Annotated in this window: 14 protein-coding genes; 13 read left to right on the top strand and 1 reads right to left on the bottom strand. The window is 70.8% G+C overall.

Annotation, left to right across the window (positions count from 1 at the left end; translation table 11 throughout):
* Positions 1-22 precede the first annotated feature (22 nt).
* The 6 genes from AB0I10_RS05665 to AB0I10_RS05640 all read left to right on the top strand — a co-directional run bounded on the left by AB0I10_RS05665 (position 23) and on the right by AB0I10_RS05640 (position 6,721).
* Positions 23-1,363: an ABC transporter substrate-binding protein gene (locus AB0I10_RS05665; RefSeq protein WP_363151024.1), complete on the top strand. Its 1,341-nt coding sequence runs from the start codon at positions 23-25 to the stop codon at positions 1,361-1,363.
* 12 nt (positions 1,364-1,375) lie between these two features.
* Complete coding sequence (locus tag AB0I10_RS05660) at positions 1,376-2,335, top strand: sugar ABC transporter permease (protein WP_363151023.1); 960 nt, start codon at positions 1,376-1,378, stop codon at positions 2,333-2,335.
* Between the two features lie 29 nt (positions 2,336-2,364).
* The gene (locus tag AB0I10_RS05655; protein ID WP_363151093.1) at positions 2,365-3,270 is read left to right on the top strand and encodes a carbohydrate ABC transporter permease; all 906 of its coding nucleotides are present in this window, start codon (positions 2,365-2,367) and stop codon (positions 3,268-3,270) included.
* Positions 3,271-3,276: 6 nt separating this feature from the next.
* A complete protein-coding gene (locus AB0I10_RS05650; RefSeq protein ID WP_363151022.1) occupies positions 3,277-4,665 on the top strand; it encodes a 6-phospho-beta-glucosidase in 1,389 nt (462 codons plus the stop codon).
* Positions 4,656-5,651, top strand: coding sequence for a BadF/BadG/BcrA/BcrD ATPase family protein (locus AB0I10_RS05645; RefSeq protein ID WP_363151021.1), 996 nt, complete (start codon positions 4,656-4,658; stop codon positions 5,649-5,651). Before AB0I10_RS05650 ends, AB0I10_RS05645 begins: the two co-directional genes overlap by 10 nt.
* Before the next feature lie 320 nt (positions 5,652-5,971).
* Positions 5,972-6,721 carry an SDR family oxidoreductase gene (locus tag AB0I10_RS05640; protein WP_363151019.1) on the top strand — a complete coding sequence of 250 codons (750 nt, stop codon included), beginning with the start codon at positions 5,972-5,974 and terminating at the stop codon, positions 6,719-6,721.
* A 132-nt stretch (positions 6,722-6,853) separates the two neighbouring features.
* Here the strand turns inward: AB0I10_RS05640 and AB0I10_RS05635 are convergent, their stop codons facing one another.
* Positions 6,854-7,267 carry a hypothetical protein gene (locus AB0I10_RS05635; protein ID WP_363151018.1) on the bottom strand — a complete coding sequence of 138 codons (414 nt, stop codon included), beginning with the start codon at positions 7,265-7,267 and terminating at the stop codon, positions 6,854-6,856.
* Between the two features lie 543 nt (positions 7,268-7,810).
* Between AB0I10_RS05635 and AB0I10_RS05630 the strand changes: the two genes are divergently transcribed.
* The 7 genes from AB0I10_RS05630 (at position 7,811) to AB0I10_RS05600 (ending at position 19,362) form a co-directional block, all read left to right on the top strand.
* Positions 7,811-9,184: a hypothetical protein gene (locus AB0I10_RS05630; protein ID WP_363151017.1), complete on the top strand. Its 1,374-nt coding sequence runs from the start codon at positions 7,811-7,813 to the stop codon at positions 9,182-9,184.
* 26 nt (positions 9,185-9,210) lie between these two features.
* Positions 9,211-10,221: a glutamate ABC transporter substrate-binding protein gene (locus AB0I10_RS05625; protein ID WP_363151092.1), complete on the top strand. Its 1,011-nt coding sequence runs from the start codon at positions 9,211-9,213 to the stop codon at positions 10,219-10,221.
* A gap of 356 nt (positions 10,222-10,577) precedes the next feature.
* Positions 10,578-11,903: a hypothetical protein gene (locus tag AB0I10_RS05620; RefSeq protein ID WP_363151016.1), complete on the top strand. Its 1,326-nt coding sequence runs from the start codon at positions 10,578-10,580 to the stop codon at positions 11,901-11,903.
* Positions 11,900-14,575 (top strand): tetratricopeptide repeat protein, encoded by a 2,676-nt coding sequence (locus AB0I10_RS05615; protein ID WP_363151015.1) that lies wholly within the window; start codon positions 11,900-11,902, stop codon positions 14,573-14,575. The genes AB0I10_RS05620 and AB0I10_RS05615 overlap by 4 nt, the downstream gene beginning before the upstream one ends.
* Position 14,576: 1 nt before the next feature.
* Positions 14,577-16,148: a protein phosphatase 2C domain-containing protein gene (locus AB0I10_RS05610; RefSeq protein ID WP_363151014.1), complete on the top strand. Its 1,572-nt coding sequence runs from the start codon at positions 14,577-14,579 to the stop codon at positions 16,146-16,148.
* Positions 16,149-16,367: 219 nt separating this feature from the next.
* Positions 16,368-17,705 carry a VWA domain-containing protein gene (locus AB0I10_RS05605; protein WP_363151013.1) on the top strand — a complete coding sequence of 446 codons (1,338 nt, stop codon included), beginning with the start codon at positions 16,368-16,370 and terminating at the stop codon, positions 17,703-17,705.
* A 58-nt stretch (positions 17,706-17,763) separates the two neighbouring features.
* The gene (locus AB0I10_RS05600) at positions 17,764-19,362 is read left to right on the top strand and encodes an FHA domain-containing protein (RefSeq protein WP_363151012.1); all 1,599 of its coding nucleotides are present in this window, start codon (positions 17,764-17,766) and stop codon (positions 19,360-19,362) included.
* Positions 19,363-19,462 lie beyond the last annotated feature (100 nt).

The raw sequence follows: 19,462 nt of genomic DNA, 5'->3' as shown, positions 1-19,462 counted from the left end.
CCTGCCGTAAAGGAAGTCCGCCATGCCGTTTTCGCGCATGCGCAGCTGTCTGTCCACGGCGTTGGCCGGCACCGTGCTGCTCGTTTCGGGCTGTGCCAATCCGAGCGTCGGCAATGACCGTGACGATCCGACGAAGCCGGTCACGCTCAAGTTCTGGCACGGCTGGTCCAACGCGGGGGAGGTGAAGGCCATCGGTGACAGCGTCGCCCGCTTCGAGAAGCTGCACCCCAATATCAAGGTGAAGGTGATCGGGAACGTCACCGACGCGACCATGAACCAGGCGCTGCGGGCGGGTGGTGACGAGGCGCCTGACGTGGTGTCCTCGTTCACCACCAACAATGTGGGGCAGTACTGCTCTTCCGGAATGTGGGCGGATCTCGATCCGTTCATGAAGAAGACCGGGGTGGACAAGGAGAAGGTCTTCCCGAAGACCTTTCTCGATTACACGAGTTACGCGGGAAAGCAGTGCGCGCTGCCGCTGCTCGCCGATTCATACGGGCTCTACTACAACAAGGACGCCTTCAGAGAGGCCGGGATCACGCGGCCGCCGCGGACCATGTCGGAGCTGAAGCGGGATGCCGTGAAGCTCACCGAGCGCGCCGAGGACAGATCGTACGAACGGGTCGGGATCATGCCCAACTTCCGGCTCTACCAGAACAGTCCGGACCGGATGTTCGCGCAGTGGGGGCCGGCGTACTTCGACAGCCAGGGCAAGGCGCGGCTGGCCAAGGAGCCGCGGACGAAGGAGTTCTTCGCCACCCAGCGCGACCTGATCCGGGCGCAGGGCGGCTATGCGGCTCTGGAGAAGTTCCGTACGACCTTCGGTGATGAGATGTCCTCGCAGAACGCCTTTCTGACGCAGAAGGTGGCGATGCACATGGACGGCGAATGGCGCGGGCTGATGCTCAAGGACAAGAAGGCGAAGTTCGGTTGGGGCACGGCACCGATGCCGGTACCGGACGACCAGGCGGATACGTACGGACGCGGATATCTGACCGGCACCATCGCGGGGATCGCCCACAGCAGCCGGCATCAGAACACGGCCTGGGCACTGGTGAAGTTCCTGACCGTGAACACGGATCAGGTGGTCCGGTTCGCGAACGACATCCACAACGTGCCGTCGACGAAAGCGGCGCTGAAGTCCCCGAAGCTGGACGCCGATCCGACGTTCCGCACCTTCCTCGACATCGCACGGAATCCGCACAGCACCGCGATTCCGCCGTCCGTCAACGGCGGGCAGTACATCGTCACGCTGCAGGACTTCTCGTACGACGTGGAGGCCGGAAAGGTCCCCGATCTGGACAAGGGGCTGCGAGGGCTCGACGCGCAGATCGACGCCGACAACCTTCAGTCCGAGAGCTGACGGAGACCCGACATGGCATCCACCACCCCCATAGCCCCACCTGCGCTGCGGCGTAAACGCAACCGCGCGCGACTGCGGACCTTCGGTTTTCTCTCCCCCTGGCTGATCGGCTTCTCGGTCTTCTTCGCCTACCCGCTGATCGCCACCGTCTATTTCTCTTTCATGCACTACAACCAGATCGAAGAGCCCGATTTCGTGGGGCTGCGGAACTGGAAATACGTGCTGACGCAGATGCCGCTGTTCGGGCCCGCCCTGTGGAACACGCTGTGGCTGGTCGTGGTGATGGTCGCGCTGCGGGTCGTGTTCGGGCTGGGCATCGGCATGCTCGTCACCAAGATCAAATCGGGCGCCGGCTTCTTCCGTACCGCGTTCTATCTGCCATATCTGGCACCCCCGGTGGCCGCGACCGTCGCCTTCGTCTTTCTGCTCAGCCCCGGGACCGGACCGGTCAACGAAATCCTCGGCGCCATCGGCATCCCGGCCCCTTCCTGGTTCAACGATCCCGAATGGGCCAAGCCCTCACTGGTCATGCTGTCCCTCTGGGGCATCGGCGACCTGATGGTGATCTTCATGGCGTCGCTGCTGGACGTACCGAAGGAGCAGTACGAGGCCGCCGAGCTGGACGGGGCGGGCGCCTGGGGGAAGTTCCGTTACGTCACCTGGCCGACCATCACCCCGATCGTGATGTTCGCGGTGGTCACCGGCGTCGTGCAGACCATGCAGTACTACACACAGGCCCTGGTCGCCGGAAAGCTCGCGTCCGGTGTCTCCATCGGCCCCGGCTCGGTCATCCAGCCCGGCTACCCGGACCACTCCACCCTCACCGTCCCGCAGCTCGTCTACTCCCTGGGCTTCCAGAACTTCAACACCGGCGCGGCGTGTGTGCTCTCGCTCGTGCTCTTCGTCATCGCCATGGCCGTCACCACCCTGCTGATGCGCAAGCGCGCCGGCCTGCTCCCGGCGGAGGACTGATCCGTATGACCACAACGACTCCGTCCGGCGTGACCTCTACGACTCTGAGAGCGCCGAGCGCGCCGGCCCGTACGGGCACCACCGGCGGCGGCCCGGCGGCGCGCGCCCGCCGCAAGCGCCTGCTGCACTGGATCGCCGTACACGCCCTGGCCATCGCCGCTGCGCTCTTCTTCCTCCTCCCCTTCGTCTTCGTCTTCCTGACCTCCGTCATGAGCGACGACCAGGCGATGAGCAGCGAGCTGTGGCCGCACGAATGGAACTGGTCCAACTACGTCACCGTCTTCCAAACCCCCGGCTTCCTGGACTGGTGGAAGAACTCACTGCTGTACGCGGGCCTGGGCACCCTGTTCACCGTCTGTTCGGCGATCCCGGTCGCCTACGCCCTCGCCAAGTTCCGCTTCCGCGGCCGCCGTACGGCGATGATCCTGGTCATCTCCACGATGATGCTGCCGCCTCAGGTCATCGTCGTCCCGATGTACCTGGTCTGGGCGCAGCAGCTGCATCTGTCCGGCTCGCTGTGGCCGCTGATCATCCCGATGGCGTTCGGGGACGCGTACTCGATCTTCCTACTGCGGCAGTTCCTGCTGACCATCCCGCAGGAGTACATCGAAGCGGCGAAGGTGGACGGCTGCGGTGAGCTGCGGACGCTGCTCAAGATCATTGTGCCGATGGCCAAGCCCGGCGTCGCGGCCGTCGCCCTCTTCCAGTTCTTCTACTGCTGGAACGACTACTTCGGCCCGCAGATCTACGCCGCGCAGAACCCCGCGTCCTGGACGCTCTCCTACGGGCTGGAGTCCTTCAAGACCGCGCACAGCGTCAACTGGAACCTGACGATGGCCGCGACGCTGCTGGTCATGGCCCCGGTCATCATCGTTTTCTTCTTTGCACAGAAGGCCTTCGTCGAAGGCGTCACGCTCACCGGAGTGAAGGGCTGATCAACCATGCCGCAGTCCCCCGGGGGACGGCCCCCGTCCCCCCGGATCAAACTCGCCGTGGTCGGCGGAGGCTCGACCTACACCCCCGAACTCATCGACGGCTTTGCACGGTTGCGTGATGTCCTGCCGCTGGAGGAACTCGTCCTCATCGACCCGGCCACCGACCGGCTGGAACTGATCGGCCGGCTCGCCCGGCGGATCTTCGCCAAGCAGGGCCACCCCGGGCGGGTCACCTGGACCGACGACCTGGACGCCGGTGTCGACGGCGCCGACGCGGTCCTCCTCCAGCTGCGCGTCGGCGGGCAGGCCGCGCGCAACCAGGACGAGACCTGGCCGCTGGAATGCGGCTGCGTCGGGCAGGAGACCACCGGTGCGGGTGGCCTGGCGAAGGCGCTGCGCACCGTCCCCGTCGTCCTCGACATCGCGGAGCGGGTCCGCCGCCGCAACCCCGACGCCTGGCTCGTCGACTTCACCAACCCGGTCGGCATCGTGACGCGGGCGCTGCTCACACACGGCCACAAGGCCGTCGGACTGTGCAATGTGGCCATCGGATTCCAGCGCAAATTCGCCAGGCTGCTGGGGGTGGCACCGGACCAGGTCGAGCTGGAGCACGTCGGCCTCAACCACCTCACCTGGGAGCGGGCTGTCCGCGTCAACGGTGAGGACATGCTGCCCAAGCTGCTGGCCGAACACGGCGACGCCATCGCCGACGACCTGCACATGCCGCGCCGGCTGGTGGACCGCCTCGGTGTCGTCCCCTCCTACTACCTGCGCTACTACTACCAACACGACGAAGTCGTAAGGGAGTTGCGCAGCAAGCCGTCCCGGGCGGCGGAGGTCGCCGCCATCGAGAAGCAGCTGCTCGACCTCTACGGCGATCCGGCGCTGGACGAGAAGCCGGAGCTGCTGGGCAAACGCGGCGGGGCGTTCTACTCGGAGGCGGCTGTGGCGCTGACCTCGTCGTTGCTCGCCGACACCGGGGACATCCAGATCGTCAACGCCTTCAACAACGGCACCCTGCCTTTCCTCCCCGACGACGCGGTGATCGAGGTCCCTGCGACGGTGGGGGCCGCGGGTGCCGTGCCACTGCCCGTACGTCCGCTGGAGCCGTTGTTCGCGGGGCTGGTCGCCAACGTCACGGCGTATGAACACCTGGCTCTGGAGGCCGCGTTGGTGGGGGGACGGTATGCCGGGCGGGAGGGTGGGAGAAACGCCGGGCGGGAGGGTGGGAGAGACACAGCGCGGGAGGGCGGGAGCAGGGCCGCGCGGGAGGGCGGGAGAAACGCCGTCTTCGCCGCTCTTCTTTCCCACCCCCTCATCGGCCAGACCGACTACGCGGACCGGCTCACCGACGAACTGATCGCGCACAACCGGGAGCACCTCACGTGGGCCTGACCGGCACGGCGCTCGCCATCGACGCGGGCAACAGCAAGACAGACGTGGCCCTGGTGGGCGCGGACGGAACGGTGCTCGGTACCGCCCGCGGCGGCGGGTTCCAGCCGCCGCTGGTGGGCGCCGGGCGCGCGGTGGACGTCCTGGCTCCGCTGGTGGCGTCCGTCCTGGCCCAGGCCGGGGCAGCGGGCCCGGTCGATCATGTTTCGGCGTTTCTGGCGAACGCCGATCTGCCCGCCGAAGAGGCCGGTCTGACGGCCGAGATCACGAGCCGGGGGTGGGCCCGGACAGTGACCGTCGGCAATGACACCTTCGCGCTGCTGCGGGCCGGGCTGCCGGACGCCGGGGAGCCGGTGGGGGTCGCCGTGGTGTGCGGCGCGGGCATCAACTGCGCGGGTCTCGGCCGCAACGGGAGCACCGCCCGCTTCCCCGCCATCGGCCGGATCTCCGGTGACTGGGGCGGCGGTTCGTACCTTGCCGACGAGGCACTGTGGTTCGCGGCGCGCGCCGAGGACGGCCGCGGTGGTCCGACCGAGCTGGCCCGCGCTCTGCCCGCCCACTTCGGCCTGACCACCATGCTGGAGCTGATCGAGGCGCTCCATCTACGGGGCATCCCCGACCGCCGCCGCCACGAGCTGGCGCCGGTGCTCTTCGACGTCGCGGCGGCCGGCGATGCGGTCGCCCGCGCGATCGTGGCCCGCCAGGCGGAGGAAGTCGTCCTGCTGGCCACCATCGCCCTGGAACGCCTGGACCTCCTCTCCGAGCAGGCCCCGGTCATCCTCGGCGGCGGCGTCCTGGCCGCCCGCCATCCCCTCCTCCACGACCGGGTGACCCAACTCCTCGCCGAACGCGCCCCAAAGGCCGTACCGCATGTCGTGACGGCACCGCCGGTGCTGGGCGCGGCACTGCACGCACTGGACCGGGCGGGGGCCGGCCCGGGGGCTTACGAGCGGGCGCGGACGCATCTGACGCATCTGACGCATCTGTGACGCACTTGAGGCCATCGCCGCAGTTGCGGGGAGCCTGAGCAACGTCCTGCGGGAAACGGCGCATCCGGAGTGAGGCAGCGCGGCGACTAGGGCACTGAGCGACGAGGACACAGAGCGCCTCCGTCCGAACCATGGAGGGCCCCGGGCCGACTCATGTATGGTTTTGAATCGTTCAGTACATAACTTGGTCGGCGCATGACCTGGCCGGCGCATGACCTGGTCGGTGCATGACCTGGCCGGTGCATGACCTGGCCGGTACATGACTCGGTCGGTACATAGCTCGCTGTTCGACACGGAACTCTGGATGGAGCTGAATCCCCATGCCCAAGAAGCTCAGCGGCAAGGTGGCCCTGGTAACCGGTGGTTCGCGCGGTATCGGAGCGGCAACTGCCCGTGCGCTGGCCGCGGAAGGAGCCGATGTGGCGATCGGCTACACCACCGCCCACGACAAGGCCCGGGCCGTCGTCGCCGACCTCGAAGCCGCCGGGGTCCGCGCCGCCGCGTTCAAAGCCGACCAGGCCGACGCCGGCCAAGTCGCCGGACTCATCGCCGAGGTCGTCGAGAGCTTCGGCCCCCTGGACATCCTCGTGAACAACGCCGGGGTCTTCGTCACCGGTCGCGTCGATGACCCCGACAGCGACACTCCGGCCCTTGACCGCCAGTTCGACATCAACGTCGGCGGCGTGGTGGCCGCGATCCGGGCCGCGGGCCCCGTCATGGGCGACGGCGGCCGGATCATCACTGTCGGATCGGCCCTGGCGGAGCACGCCATCTTCCAAGGCATAGCCGACTACTCGGCAGCCAAATCCGCCATCATCGGCTACACCAAGGGGGCGGCACGCGACCTGGGGCCCCGCGGCATCACGGTCAATGTCCTCCAGGTGGGATCCGTCGCCACCGACATGAACTCACCAGAGGGAGAGACCGCGGACCTCCAGCGGTCGGTCAACGCGATGGGGCGGTACGGACGCCCGGAGGAAATCGCGGCGGGCATCGTCTTCCTCGCCAGCCCGGACGCGTCCTTCGTCACCGGCAGCGTCCTCACGATCGACGGCGGCTATCTGGCGTAGGCCTCGCCGTGGCAATCAAGGCCCACGCCTGCCTTAGCCGGACAGGGCAGCCTGCCGAAGACTGAGCGGCCAGGCGTCATCGGCGACGACTGGGCAGCCCCCCTCCCCCTCCCCACCCCTCACCCGGACCCCTCATCCGCCCCTCTCCACCCCCATCACCCGCCCCCACCCCACCTGTACCGTCTGCCCCCGTCGCGTCTCCGTGCGGGCGCCCGGGGCCAGCACGATGTCGGCGGTGATGTCGGTGGTGCTGTCGCCTGTGACATCCGTGCTGATATCGGTGGTGACATCGGTGGTGACATCGATGCTGATATCGATGCCGTGGTCGCTTTCCGTGACGATGGCGATATGGCGGTCGGTGTCGTTGATGACCAGAATGGCGGCGCCGTCCGGCGAGCGGTCGATGGGGTAACTGCCCGCGGGGTCGACGTATGTGGTGCTGCCGATGGTGAGGAAACCACTGGCCGGCGGGGTGCAGAACGGGGCGGCGCCGCCGACTGTCATGGCGGCGGCCAGCGGCCTGAAGAGTTGGGTTATGCGTCGCACTGTCGTCCTCCGATACGCCGGCGCCGCGGGGAAGACCCCGCGTCGTTCACGCCTTCACTGACTCCCCATCGACTTTCGTCACTCAGAGTAGTCAAAGATGGTTGTGCCGGGTAGCGGCGCGCGGAAGTGAAATGGGGGGTGCGAGATGTGTTGTCAGCGCCGGTCGGATGCGTCCTCCGCGCCGGTCGCAGGAAAAGGGTCGAACGGCCGCAGAAGGCAGCCGTCCGCCGGCGCCCAGCCCGGCCCGTCCCGCCCCCTCCCCCGCCCAGTCCTCCGCAGGCAGCGCGATAGGTGACATGGTGCAGGCAGACGAACGGGCATCCGGGCCGCGCGGAACCGCACGCCGCGGGCAGGCGTGTCCGTAGGAAGGGGGAGGCGGCATGGATCGCGATCCGAACAAGATCGGGTCAAGAGCCGTGTGGTTGTCAGTGGGTGCGGACATACTGCTGCTCGTGCACCTGTTCTCGTGAGCGCTCTCGGTGAGGGCGCCGCGCGGGAGCCGGGCCCACCGTCAGCGACCGAGGGGGAGGTTCAGTGTCGTCCGTGTTGACCAGCAGCGAGTCAACGTCCGCGGAGGGGCGCCGTACCGCATGGGCCGACGGGCTGGACGAGTTGCGCGCCGCGGCGACGACCGAGCCCGGCAGGCTGCGGGTGATCGGTGCGGTACTCGCCCTGCTGGTACTGGTCTTCGGCGCGGCCACGGCCTGGCAGGTGGCGGATCGTGCGGCGGCCGCGGACGATGTCGTGGGGCGCAGCCAGCCGCTGAGCGCGGACGCGGCGAGCATCTACCGTTCGCTGGCGGACGCCGATACGACGGCCGCCGGGGGGTTTCTGGCCGGCGGCGAGGAGAGCAGGGCCACTCGCGACCGCTATGCCGCCGATATCGCAACGGCGTCCCAGCTGCTGGTCAAGGCGTCCGCGAACTCCCGGGGTTCGGATGCGGCGGGCCGGCAGATAGCGAAGCTCAACGGCCTGCTTCCGCGGTATACGGGTCTGGTCGAGACGGCGCGTACGAACAACCGGCAGGGGCTGCCGCTGGGTGGCGCGTATCTGCGGTATGCCAATGACCAGATGCGGAAGGAACTCCTCCCGGCGGCACGTGCGTTGTATGACGCGGAGACGGACCGGCTGGCTGAGGACTACGACTCGGCGAAAGCGTGGCCGTGGTGGGCGCTGGCGGCCGGGGTGATGGCCATCGGCGCGCTGGGGTGGGCGCAGCGCCGTCACTACCGGCGTACCAACCGGGTGTTCAATCAAGGGCTGTTGGCCGCCACGGCCGCGTCCGTCGCCGTCCTGTTGTGGCTGGTGGTGGGGCATGCGGTGGCGCGTTCGGGGCTGAGTGACTCGTACGATCACGGTGCCCGGTCGTTGCGGGTGCTCAATGAGGCACGGATCCATTCGCTGCAGGCGCGCGGGGACGAGAATCTGACGCTGGTGGCGCGCGGGGCGGTACTGACCAAGGACCAGAAGGATTTCTACGAGGTCGGCTTCCGTTCGGAGATGGAGCATCTGGCGGCCGAGGACGGGCGCGGTACCTCGGCGGCAGGCGGCAGGCTGGGGGCGGCGCTGGCATTGGCGGATGACGAGGCGGGGCGGCGTCCCGTGCGGGACGCGCTGACACACGTACGGCAGTGGCAGACGCGGCATGCCGAGGCGCGGGCGGCGGATGACAAGGGCGATTACGAGCAGGCGCTGGCCAAGGTGATCGGCTCGGACCGGCCCACCCGTGAGTCCTTCGACCGGGTGGACGCCGAATTGGAGAAGGCGCTGGTGCACGAGCAGGACGAGTTCCGGTCGGCGGCGGACGGCGGGCGCGGGGCGCTCGGCGGGCTGGCGGTGGGTGCCGCGGTGCTGGCCGTAGTGGCGGCGGCGGGTGCGGTGCTGGGCATCGGGCGCAGGCTGTCGGAGTACCGGTGATGGGGCCTGGTGATGGGGACATGAGGATGCGCGCGCGGGGCTTGATGAATCTGCGTGCCGCCCTGGCGCCGGTCGCGGCGGGCATGTGTGTGATGGCGGCGGCCGCGGCCGTGCTGGTGCCCACGTTGGGCGGTGATGTCCCGGAGGGCGGGCGCGGCTCGTCCGGGCCGGCGGCGCCTCGTACGTACGGTCCGGGGACGGCGCATGCGGCGCCCGCCGCGGCGAAGTGCACGTCGCAGAACGCGGCGGAGAGTCTGCGGCCGTCCTCGGACGACGGTGCGGCGGTGAAGCGGATCAAGGAGAAGGGCCAACTGGTCGTCGGTGTCGACCAGAACACGTATCGGTGGGGGTATCGCAACCCCAACACCGGCAAGCTGGAGGGCTTTGACATCGATCTGGCCCGGGTGATCGCCAAGGACATCCTGGGTCCGGACGCCAAGGTCGTCTTCCAGGCCGTGCCGACCAATCAGCGGGTGCCGGCGCTCCAGAAGCGCACGGTCGACATGGTGGTGCGGACGATGACGATCAACTGTGCGCGTAAGGAGCAGGTGGCGTTCTCCACCGCGTATTTCCAGGCGGGGCAGCAGGTGTTGGCGCCGAGGAAGTCGAAGATCAAGGCGTTCGACGATTCGTTGCGGGGGAAGCGGGTGTGCACGGCAGCCGGTTCGACGGGCGAGTCGGAGCTGGCGGCAGGGTCGCACGGCGCGAAGGTGCTGACGGTGCCCAACCAACTCGACTGTCTGGTAAGGCTGCAGCTCGGTGAGGCGGATGCGGTGGTGACGGACAATGCGCTGGGCGCGGCGCAGGCGGCGCAGGATCCGACGGTCGAGCTGAAGGGCGAGCCGTTCACCAACGAGCCGTACGGCGTGGCGATGAACCAGAACGACACGGATCTGGTGCGGCGGGTCAACAGGGTCCTGGACGACTTCCGGGGCGGCGGGGGCGCCGACAGCCCGTGGATGCGGGCGTACCGCACCTGGCTCCAGGCCGATCTGCCGAAGATATCGGGGCCGCCGTCGCCGGAGTACCGCGACTGAGGCGGCTTATAGCAGTTGACGACGGCTTCTTGCAGCCAACAGCGGCTTCTTGTAGCTAACGGCGACCGACAGTGACCGATCGCCCCACAGAGTGGTCGATACCGTCACTATGGGAGGGGAGGAAGGGGAAGGGAAGCGGGCGGGACGGGCACGCGGCGAAAGCGTCACGCTCGTCGGTACCGAAGCAGTCACCCGCTACCCGAGAAGTCAGTCGATACCGAGGCAGTTCACTCGATACCGAAGCAGTCGCAACGGACAGATGCCGTCACTATGGGGGATTGAGGGAACAGAGCACCGCAGCAGCGACCCAGGCGCACCAACCGCCGTGCACCGTACGCGTATTGGAGAGGTGATCGATGGGGGTCCCTGGACCCTTCCCCGGTTCCGCGGGGAGGCCCTATGCCCCGGTGCTGGGCCGGGAGGAGGTGGATCGTGCCCTGGCGCGGCTCGGCGCCGAGTACGAGGCGATCGAGACGTCGCTGCTCGCGTTGCAGGACCACGCGGGCCGCAGGCTGCTGGAGGGCGCCGACCTGTCCGGCACCACCAAGGAGCGGTGGGCCGCCACCGAGCGGTCCATCACCGTCCTCTGGTCGCTGTTCGAGACCTATACGGCCGCGCTGACGGCGACGCGTGAGCTGCGCGAGCGGCGGCGCTGGCCGTCTCCCGACGACCTCGCGGAGCTGACGGACATGCTGCACGGCAGCGGTGTGACGGTCCCGGGCGCGGCAGCGGAGGGCGGCGGCCCGGAGAGCGGACCGCCGCGGCTGAGCGAGCAGTTCAGCATGGAGGGGCTCGTCGAGCGGATGAACGGGCTGTACGCGCGGTCGCTCGATGTGATCGTCGCCGCCGACGCCGTCTGGTCGGCTCTGCCGGCCCGGATAGACCTGCTGTCCGCCGAGTTGCAGCGGGTGCGGTCGCTGGCGCATTCGGTGGGGGTACGCCCCGGGGAGCATCCGGCGGGCGACGACCTGGAACGGATCACGGACGAGCTGACGCGGCTGCGGAGCCAGGTGATCTCGGATCCGCTGGCGTTCTGGGTGTCGTCGTCGACGGGGAGTTCCGCGCCCGGCGGCGGGCGCCCGGACACCGCGCGGTACGACCGTGCGGCCCGCGGGCTGGAGGACATCCGGCGTGAGGTCGAGGCGGTGCTGGACGTCCGGCAGGACGCGGAGCGGCGGCTGATGCAGCTGCGCGACGTCCTGTCCCGGGCGGACCGCACGCTGACCGAGGCACGGCAGGCCCGCGGCGAGGTGCTGGCCAAGATCGCCGCGTCCGAGGTGCCGGCGGTCAGCGGCCCGTCGACGGCGCTGCACGAGCAGTTGGCGGCGGCCGCGGACTACCGCAGGCACGCGCAGTGGCACCGTCTTTCACCGCTGCTGGACAGCCTGGAGCAGCGGGCGGAGGACGAGCTGCACCGCGCCCGGGAGTCGCTCACCGCGGTGACGGCGCCGCTGGCGGTGCGTGCCGAGCTGCGCGGCCGGCTGGACGCGTACAAGGCGAAGGTCGCGCGGCACGGCCTGGCCGAGGATCCGCTGCTGATGGAGCGGTACGACGCGGCCCGCCGGATGCTGTGGAGCGCGCCGTGTGATCTGCGGGCGGCCGAGCAGGCGGTGTGGCGTTATCAGCAAGCGGCCGCGGAAGCGTTTGTTCCACAGGAGGCGGAGCGCAGGGGGGAATCGTGACGGAAGGGGCGGGTGCCACCTGCCAGCGGCGGGAGTGCGCGGGCAACTATGAGGACGTGGGCGGGGGCGAGCTCTACTGCGACACCTGCGGTCTGGCGCCGGTCGTCTCGCCGGACGGCCTGCTGTCCGCACCGCCCACGGGGCTGACGAGCCGGGCGCCGGCGGGCGCGATGCCCGGCGGCTCGGCGCGGTCGTCGCGCACGGCCGGCACCCACTCCACCGGTTCGGCCCGTACGGCGCTCTCGGCGTCGTCCCGTTCCTCGACATCCCGGCGTTCGGTGTCCGGGCGGCTGTCGCGTTCGCTGTCCGGCGGCGAACCGACGCGCGGGATGTCGTCGGTGTCGGTGTCGGTACGCAGCGCGGGCAGCGGCTCGGGGGCGGGGTCGGCCCGTGGGCGGCTGGGCGCGGGCCTGGTGACGGTGCCGGAGGTGCCGCGGCCCGATCCGCGGACGGCGGTGCTGGAGAAGCCGGAGGTCCCGGAGCGAAAGCGGTTCTGCAGCCGTGGCGAGTGCGGGGCACCGGTGGGGCGGGCACGCGGTGAACTCCCGGGCCGCACCGAAGGGTTCTGCACCAAGTGCGGCCATCCGTACAGCTTTGCGCCCAAGCTGCGGGCCGGTGACATCGTGCACGGCCAGTACGAGGTCGTGGGCTGTCTGGCGCACGGCGGGCTGGGCTGGATCTATCTCGCGATAGACCGCGCGGTGTCCGACCGGTGGGTGGTGCTCAAGGGCCTGCTGGACACCGGCCACGAAGAGGCGCTGGCGGTCGCGGTGTCCGAGCGGCGGTTCCTCGCCGAGATCGAGCACTCCAACATCGTGCGGATCTACAACTTCGTGGAGCATCTCGACCAGTCGACGGGCAGCCTCGACGGCTACATCGTCATGGAGTACGTCGGCGGCAAATCGCTCAAGGACATCGCCAACGAGCGGCGCACGCCCCAGGGGCGGCGCGATCCGCTGCCGGTCGAGCAGGCCTGCGCGTACGGCATCGAGGCGCTGGAGGCGCTCGGCCACCTGCACAGCCGCAACCTCCTGTACTGCGACTTCAAGGTCGACAACGCCATCCAGCAGCACGACCAGCTCAAGCTGATCGACATGGGCGCGGTGCGCCGGATGGACGACGACGAGAGCGCGATCTACGGCACGATCGGCTACCAGGCGCCCGAGGTCGCCGAGCTGGGCCCGTCGGTCGCCTCCGACCTCTATACGGTCGCGCGCACCCTCGCCGTCCTCACCTTCGACTTCCAGGGCTATACGAACGTCTTCGTGGACTCCCTGCCGGACCCGGACAACATCGAGGTCTTCCGCACGTACGAGTCCTTCTACCGGCTGCTGGTGCGCGCCACGGACCCGGACCGGGCCCGCAGGTTCGCGTCCGCGGAGGAGATGGCCGAGCAGCTGACGGGGGTGCTGCGGGAGGTCGTGGCGGTCCAGACGGGCGAGCAGCGGCCGTCGCTGTCCAAGCTGTTCGGGCCGGAACTGCGCGTGGTGGACACGGAGTTGGTTGCGGCGGCGACGGGTGACAGTTCGCTGCTGGGCGCCCGGAATGTGGCGCCGAGGCGCGGCGAGCGGGGCGCCGGGGCGATGGCCGGGCAGACGGCGGCGCCGGCGATTCCGGCGCAGACCGCGTACGAGGCCGGAGCGGGCGGGCAGGGCTCTGGAGACGGACCGGACGGCACGGATCCGGCGGCCGCCACCGTCCCCGGCGGCCCTGTGCTGCGCCCCTTGGACACCGGTGCCGCCGTCCTCGCGCTGCCGGTGCCGCGGGTGGACCCGGCCGACCCCAACGCCGGTTTCCTGGCCGGGCTGATGGCCGCCGCCCCCGCCGAGCTGATCGCCGCGCTGCGCTCCGCACCCGCCGACTCCCTGGAGACCCGGCTGCGCGGACTCCGCGCCCGCCTGGAGATGGGGGACGCCGCGGCGGCACTGCTGGCGCTGGAGGCCATCGAGTCGGAGCTCGCCGAGGAGTGGGGCGCCGACTGGCGGGTGGTGTGGAACCACGGCCTGGTGTCGCTGACCGCCGGGGACCACGAGAGCGCCGCGCTGTCCTTCGACGCGGTCTACGACGCGTTCCCCGGGGAGGCCGCGCCGAAGCTGGCGCTGGCCGTCTGCGCGGAGCTCCTGGGACAGTTGGACAACGCCGCCGAGTACTACCGCCTGGTGTGGGCCACCGACCACAGCTATGTCAGCGCCGCGTTCGGGCTGGCCCGGGTGCAGCTGGCGGCGGGCGACCGGACGGGCGCCGTCGAGGCGCTGGAGTCCGTCCCCGAATCGTCCATCCACTACACCGCGGCGCGGATCGCGGCGATCCGCGCCCGGCTGCGCCGGCGCTCCGCCCGCGACCCGCTGCTGCCGGAGCTGCGGGCCGCCGCCGAGCAGGTCGAGGCCCTCGCGGACTTCGGGCTGGACGCGGAGCGGCGCGAACAACTCGCCACCGAGGTACTGGGCAGTGCCCTGGACTGGGTACTCTCCGGTAGCCACGGTGCCCGGCCGGACGGCGCACAGGCCTCCCCGGGGCGCCCGGCGCTGCTCGGCAGCGCGCTGGACGAACGCGGCCTGCGGTTCGGGCTGGAGCGTTCGTACCGCCTGCTCGCGCGGCTGGCGCAGCGTGGCGAGGAAAGGATCGAGCTGGTGGAACGGGCCAACCGCTTCCGCCCCAGGACGTGGGTGTGACATGAGTGTGACTGGGCCGTCCCGGTGTGCGAGCTGCGACGAACCGCTGGACGCGGGGGACAACTTCTGCGGGCGGTGCGGCGCCGACCGCGCGGCATCCGCCGCACAGCCGGACGAGCAGCCGACCATCGCCCTGACCGGGGCGGGCCACCGCCCCCCGGCGTACGGGCCGCCGCCGCGGCCTGCGTACGCGCCGTCGCCCGCGGGCGCGGCGCCGCAGTCGGTGCCGCCGCAGGGCGTGTCGCCGCAGGGCATGTCGCCGCAGTCCGCGCTTCCGCAGTCCGCGGCGCCGGGTCAACCGCCGGTACCTGCACAGGTACCTGACGCGGCGCCCACACCTGCCGTGGCGCCCGCGCCAGACATACCGCCCGCACCTGCCGTACCGCCCACTCCGGGCAGCCCGCCCCCACCGGATCCGCAGACCCGCCTTCCGTACGCGGATGTCAGCGCCCCGCCGGCACCCGGCCATGCGCCGACGGCGGGGTCCGACGCACCCGCGGCTCCTTCACCCCAGGCCGCACCCGGGCCCGTCGCCCCGCCCAACGGCCGGCCCGCCGACCCCCGCGTCGCCGGCTACGAGGCCATCGCAGCAGCAGCCCCCGAAGCCCCCGGGACCGCAGGGGCATCCGAGGCCGCCGAACCACAACCCGCCACCCCACCCCACGGAACCCAGGTCTGCGCCGCCTGCCGTACGGGCGCCGTCGGCACCGACGGCTACTGCGGGCACTGCGGCCACGCCCAGCCGCGCGAACGCGACCACATGGAGCGGGAGTTGGCGGGCATCGCGGCGGTCAGCGACCGCGGCCACCGCCACCACCGCAACGAGGACTTCTTCGCACTCGCCGCGACGCCCCTGCCGGACGGTACGCCCGCGGTCGTCGCGGTGGTCTGCGACGGCGTCTCCTCGGCGACCCGTCCGGACGAGGCGTCCAAGGCGGCGTCCGAGGCCGCGGGCGAGGCGCTGCGGGCGTCGCTGCCGCGCGGTACGCATCCCCAGCAGGCCATGTACGACGCGATCATGGCTGCCTCGTCGGCCGTCAACGCGCTGGACGGCGCCCCCGCCGCGGCGCCCGACGAGTACCGCCAGCAGAACGCCCCGGCCTGCACGTTCGTCGGCGCGGTGGTCGGCGGCGGGCTGCTGACCGTCGGCTGGGTCGGGGACAGCCGCGCGTACTGGATCCCGAACGACCGCACAGCGCCCCCCGCCCGGCTCACCGAGGACGACTCATGGGCCGCCCAGATGGTCGCCAACAACCTGATGTCCGAGGCCGAGGCGCTCGCCGATGAGCGGGCGCACGCCATCACCGGTTGGCTCGGCGCGGACGCGTACGAGGTCGAACCGCACACCGCGTCCTTCAAACCGGACGGACCGGGCGTCGTGGTGGTGTGCACGGACGGACTGTGGAACTACGCCGAGTCCGCGGAGCAGATGGGCGCGGTGCTGCCGTTCGACGCGCCGGCCCGGCCGCTGGACGCCGCCCGGACGCTGGTCGCCCACGCCCTCGACGGCGGCGGCCACGACAACGTAACGGTGGCGCTGGTGCCGTTCCCCGCGCCGTCGGGACGGGCATGATCGGCCTCAGCGGCCGAAACCGGAACGAACACAACGAATTCAGCGAATTCACCGAACGGGATGAGTCGGACGCAGGTCGGCGTTCGCGCCACGGCACGGCCAGGACACAGCAGAGAGCGATGAGTACGGCGTGGAACGCGCCGACGGGGGGAAGGACACCGGGACTTCCGCCCGCCCATTTACCGATGTGACGGCACGGAGACCCAAGGAGCGGAACTGATGGCCAACTTCTCCAAGTCGAATGTGCCGCGGTTTTCCGCCGAGGTGTACCAGAACGCCTACCTCCCCGAGGGCGGGCGCGAGGTGAACGCGATCGTCACGGTCACCGCGACCGGCGGCGGCACGACCGGCGGCCGGCCGCTCTTCATCGGAGGGCGGGGCGGCCCGGACGCCGGCGTGGTGATCATGGTCGACTGTTCCGGGTCGATGGACTATCCGCCGACGAAGATGCGGGGCGCCCGCGAGGCGACGGCCGCCGCCATCGACACCGTGCGGGACGGCGTCGCCTTCGCGGTGGTGGCCGGCACGCACCAGGCCGTCGAGGTCTACCCGGGCGGCGGGCGGCTGGCCGTCGCCGACCCGACCACCCGCGCCCAGGCCAGGGACGCGCTGCGCGGACTGAGCGCGGGCGGCGGCACGGCCATCGGCACCTGGCTGCGGCTGACCGACCGGCTGCTGTCCTCCGCCGACCTCGCCATCCGGCACGGCATCCTGCTCACCGACGGCCGCAATGAACACGAGTCGCCGCAGGACCTGCGGGCCGCCCTGGACGCCTGCTTCGGGAGCTTCACCTGCGATGCCCGTGGCGTCGGCACGGACTGGGAGGTCAAAGAGGTCACCGGCATCGCCTCCGCACTGCTCGGCAGCGCCGATATCGTCGCAGATCCGGGCGAGTTGACCGCCGACTTCACGCAGATGATGGAGAAGGCGATGGGCAAGGAGGTCGCCGATGTCGGTCTGCGGCTGTGGACACCGCTCGGCGCCGAGATCGTCTTCGTCAAGCAGGTCGCGCCCACCGTCGAGGACTTGACCGGCCGACGCGCCGAGTCCGGCCCCCGGTCGGGGGACTATCCGACCGGCTCCTGGGGCGACGAGTCCCGCGACTACCACATCTGCGTACGCGTCCCGGATGCCGGTGTCGGCAACGAAATGCTGGCCGCCCGGGTCTCGTTGATCATTTCCTCCGCGGACGACTCCCTTCCGCAAACCCTGTCGCAGGGTCTCGTACGGGCCGTGTGGACGGACGATATGGCCGCTTCGACCTCAATCAACCCACAAGTGGCGCACTACACAGGGCAGGCGGAACTGGCGCAAGCCATCCAACACGGTCTGGATGCCCGCAAGTCGGGCGATAGGGATGGCGCCACCGCGAAACTGGGCCGGGCGGTGCAGTTGGCTTCCGCCTCCGGAAACGAGGACACTGCGAAACTGCTTGCGAAGGTGGTGGACGTCGTCGATGCGGCGACGGGTACTGTGCGACTGAAGGCGAAGGTCGCAGAGGCGGACGAGATGACCCTCGAAACGCGCTCGACGAAGACCGTTCGCGTAAAGAAATAACGACGATCAAACCGATCAGTACCACCGGATCCAACGGTACGGAGGGGGAAGAACCGACATGCCGACCTGCCCGAACGGCCACCAGTCGGTGGCCGAAGACTGGTGCGAGGTGTGCGGCCACCGGATGGCGGGCGCTGTCCCCCCGCCGCCCTCCCTGCCCGCGGGATTCCTGAACACGCCGCCCAGCCAGCCGGCCGCCCAGCCGGGTCCGCCGCAGGGCCATCCCGGCCCGCCGCCCGCACCCGGCCCCGGGCCATTTCCCGGCCCCGGTACCCAGGGTGGCCAGGACGGATACGGCTTCCCGCCGCCCGCGCCCGGCCCCGGTCCTGGCCCCGCCGCGCCTGCCCCTGGCCCCGGCCCCGGCCCTCAGGGTGGCCAGGACGGTTACGGCTTCCCGCCGCCCGTGCCTGGTCCCGATCGGTCCGCGCCGCCGGAGCTGTGTCCGCAGTGCGGTACGCCGCGCGAGGCGATGGCGCCGTTCTGCGAGGGCTGCCGCTACAACTTCCTCACCAACTCCGCGACGTCCTACGCCCCGCCGACCGGTCAGCCCGGCCCGCCGCCGGGCGGCCCCGGACCCCAGGGCGGGCAGGGCGGTTACGGATTCCCGCCGCCTGCCCCCGGCCCCGGCACTCAGGGCGGCCAGGACGGTTACGGCTTCCCGCCGCCGGCGCCCGGCCCCGGCACTCACGGGGGTCAGGACGGATACGGCTTCCCGCCTCAGCAGGGCCCACCGCCCGGCATGCCCGGCCCCGGCGGTTACCCCGGCCAGCCCGGCCCGCCGCCCGGTATGCCCGGCCCCGGCATGCCCGGCCCCGGCCCCGCCGGTCAGCCCGGCCCGCCTCCGCAGCAGGGCGACGACTGGACGCTGAACCCGCCGAGCGCGCAGACCGCGGCCCCGCCGATGGCGCCCGCGCCACCGCAGCAGCCGGGCCCGCAGGCGCCGTTCGAGCAGCAGCAGCCCGCGCCGTTCCCACCGCAGCAGCCGGGCCCGTATGAGCAGCAGCCACCGCAGCCCGGACCCTTCGAGCAGCAGCCGCAGGCTCCGTACGAGCAACCGCAAGCTCCGTACGAACAGCAGCCGCAGGCTCCGTACGAACAACTGCAGGCTCCGTACGAGCAGCAGGCGCCGCCCCAGCAGCACCAGGCGCCCCCGCAGCAACAGCAGCAGCCTGATCAGCAGCAGTGGAACGGCGGCCCCGGTCCCGGCCAGGGTCCCGCCGCGCCGCCGCAGGGTCCGGCACCGGTCGTCGGCGCCGGGTGGGTGGTGGCCATCGCGCCGGACCGCGAGTACTTCATGGCGATGATGGGCCGCAGCGGCCCGGAAGCGGCGGGGCTCAACCTCCCCGCCTACTCCCCCGAGCAGGTGCTCCCGCTCGCCAACGGCCAGATCGCGGTCGGCCGGCGCCGGCACAGCACCGGCGAGGCCCCGGACGTCGACCTGGGCCGCCCGCCGGAGGACCCGGGCGTCTCGCACCAGCACGCGCTGCTGGTGCAACAGCAGGACGGCAGCTGGGCGGTGGTCGACCAGAACTCGACCAACGGCACGACGATCAACCTCGGCGAGGATCCCATCCAGCCGTATGTGCCGGTGCCGCTCCATGAGGGCGACCGGGTACACGTCGGCGCCTGGACGACGCTGACCATCCGGCGGGGCTGATCCGCGGGACTGACCGGCAAGCCGGCAGAGAGCGGCCCGGGAAGCGATCCAACCGATCGCTCCCCGGGCCGCTCTCCGTCCCGCTGCTCCTGCCTCCCCC

It is taken from the genome of Streptomyces sp. NPDC050636 (assembly GCF_040654775.1).
In the GTDB taxonomy this organism is placed as follows: domain Bacteria; phylum Actinomycetota; class Actinomycetes; order Streptomycetales; family Streptomycetaceae; genus Streptomyces.
This window is presented reverse-complemented; position numbering and strand designations above follow the sequence as displayed.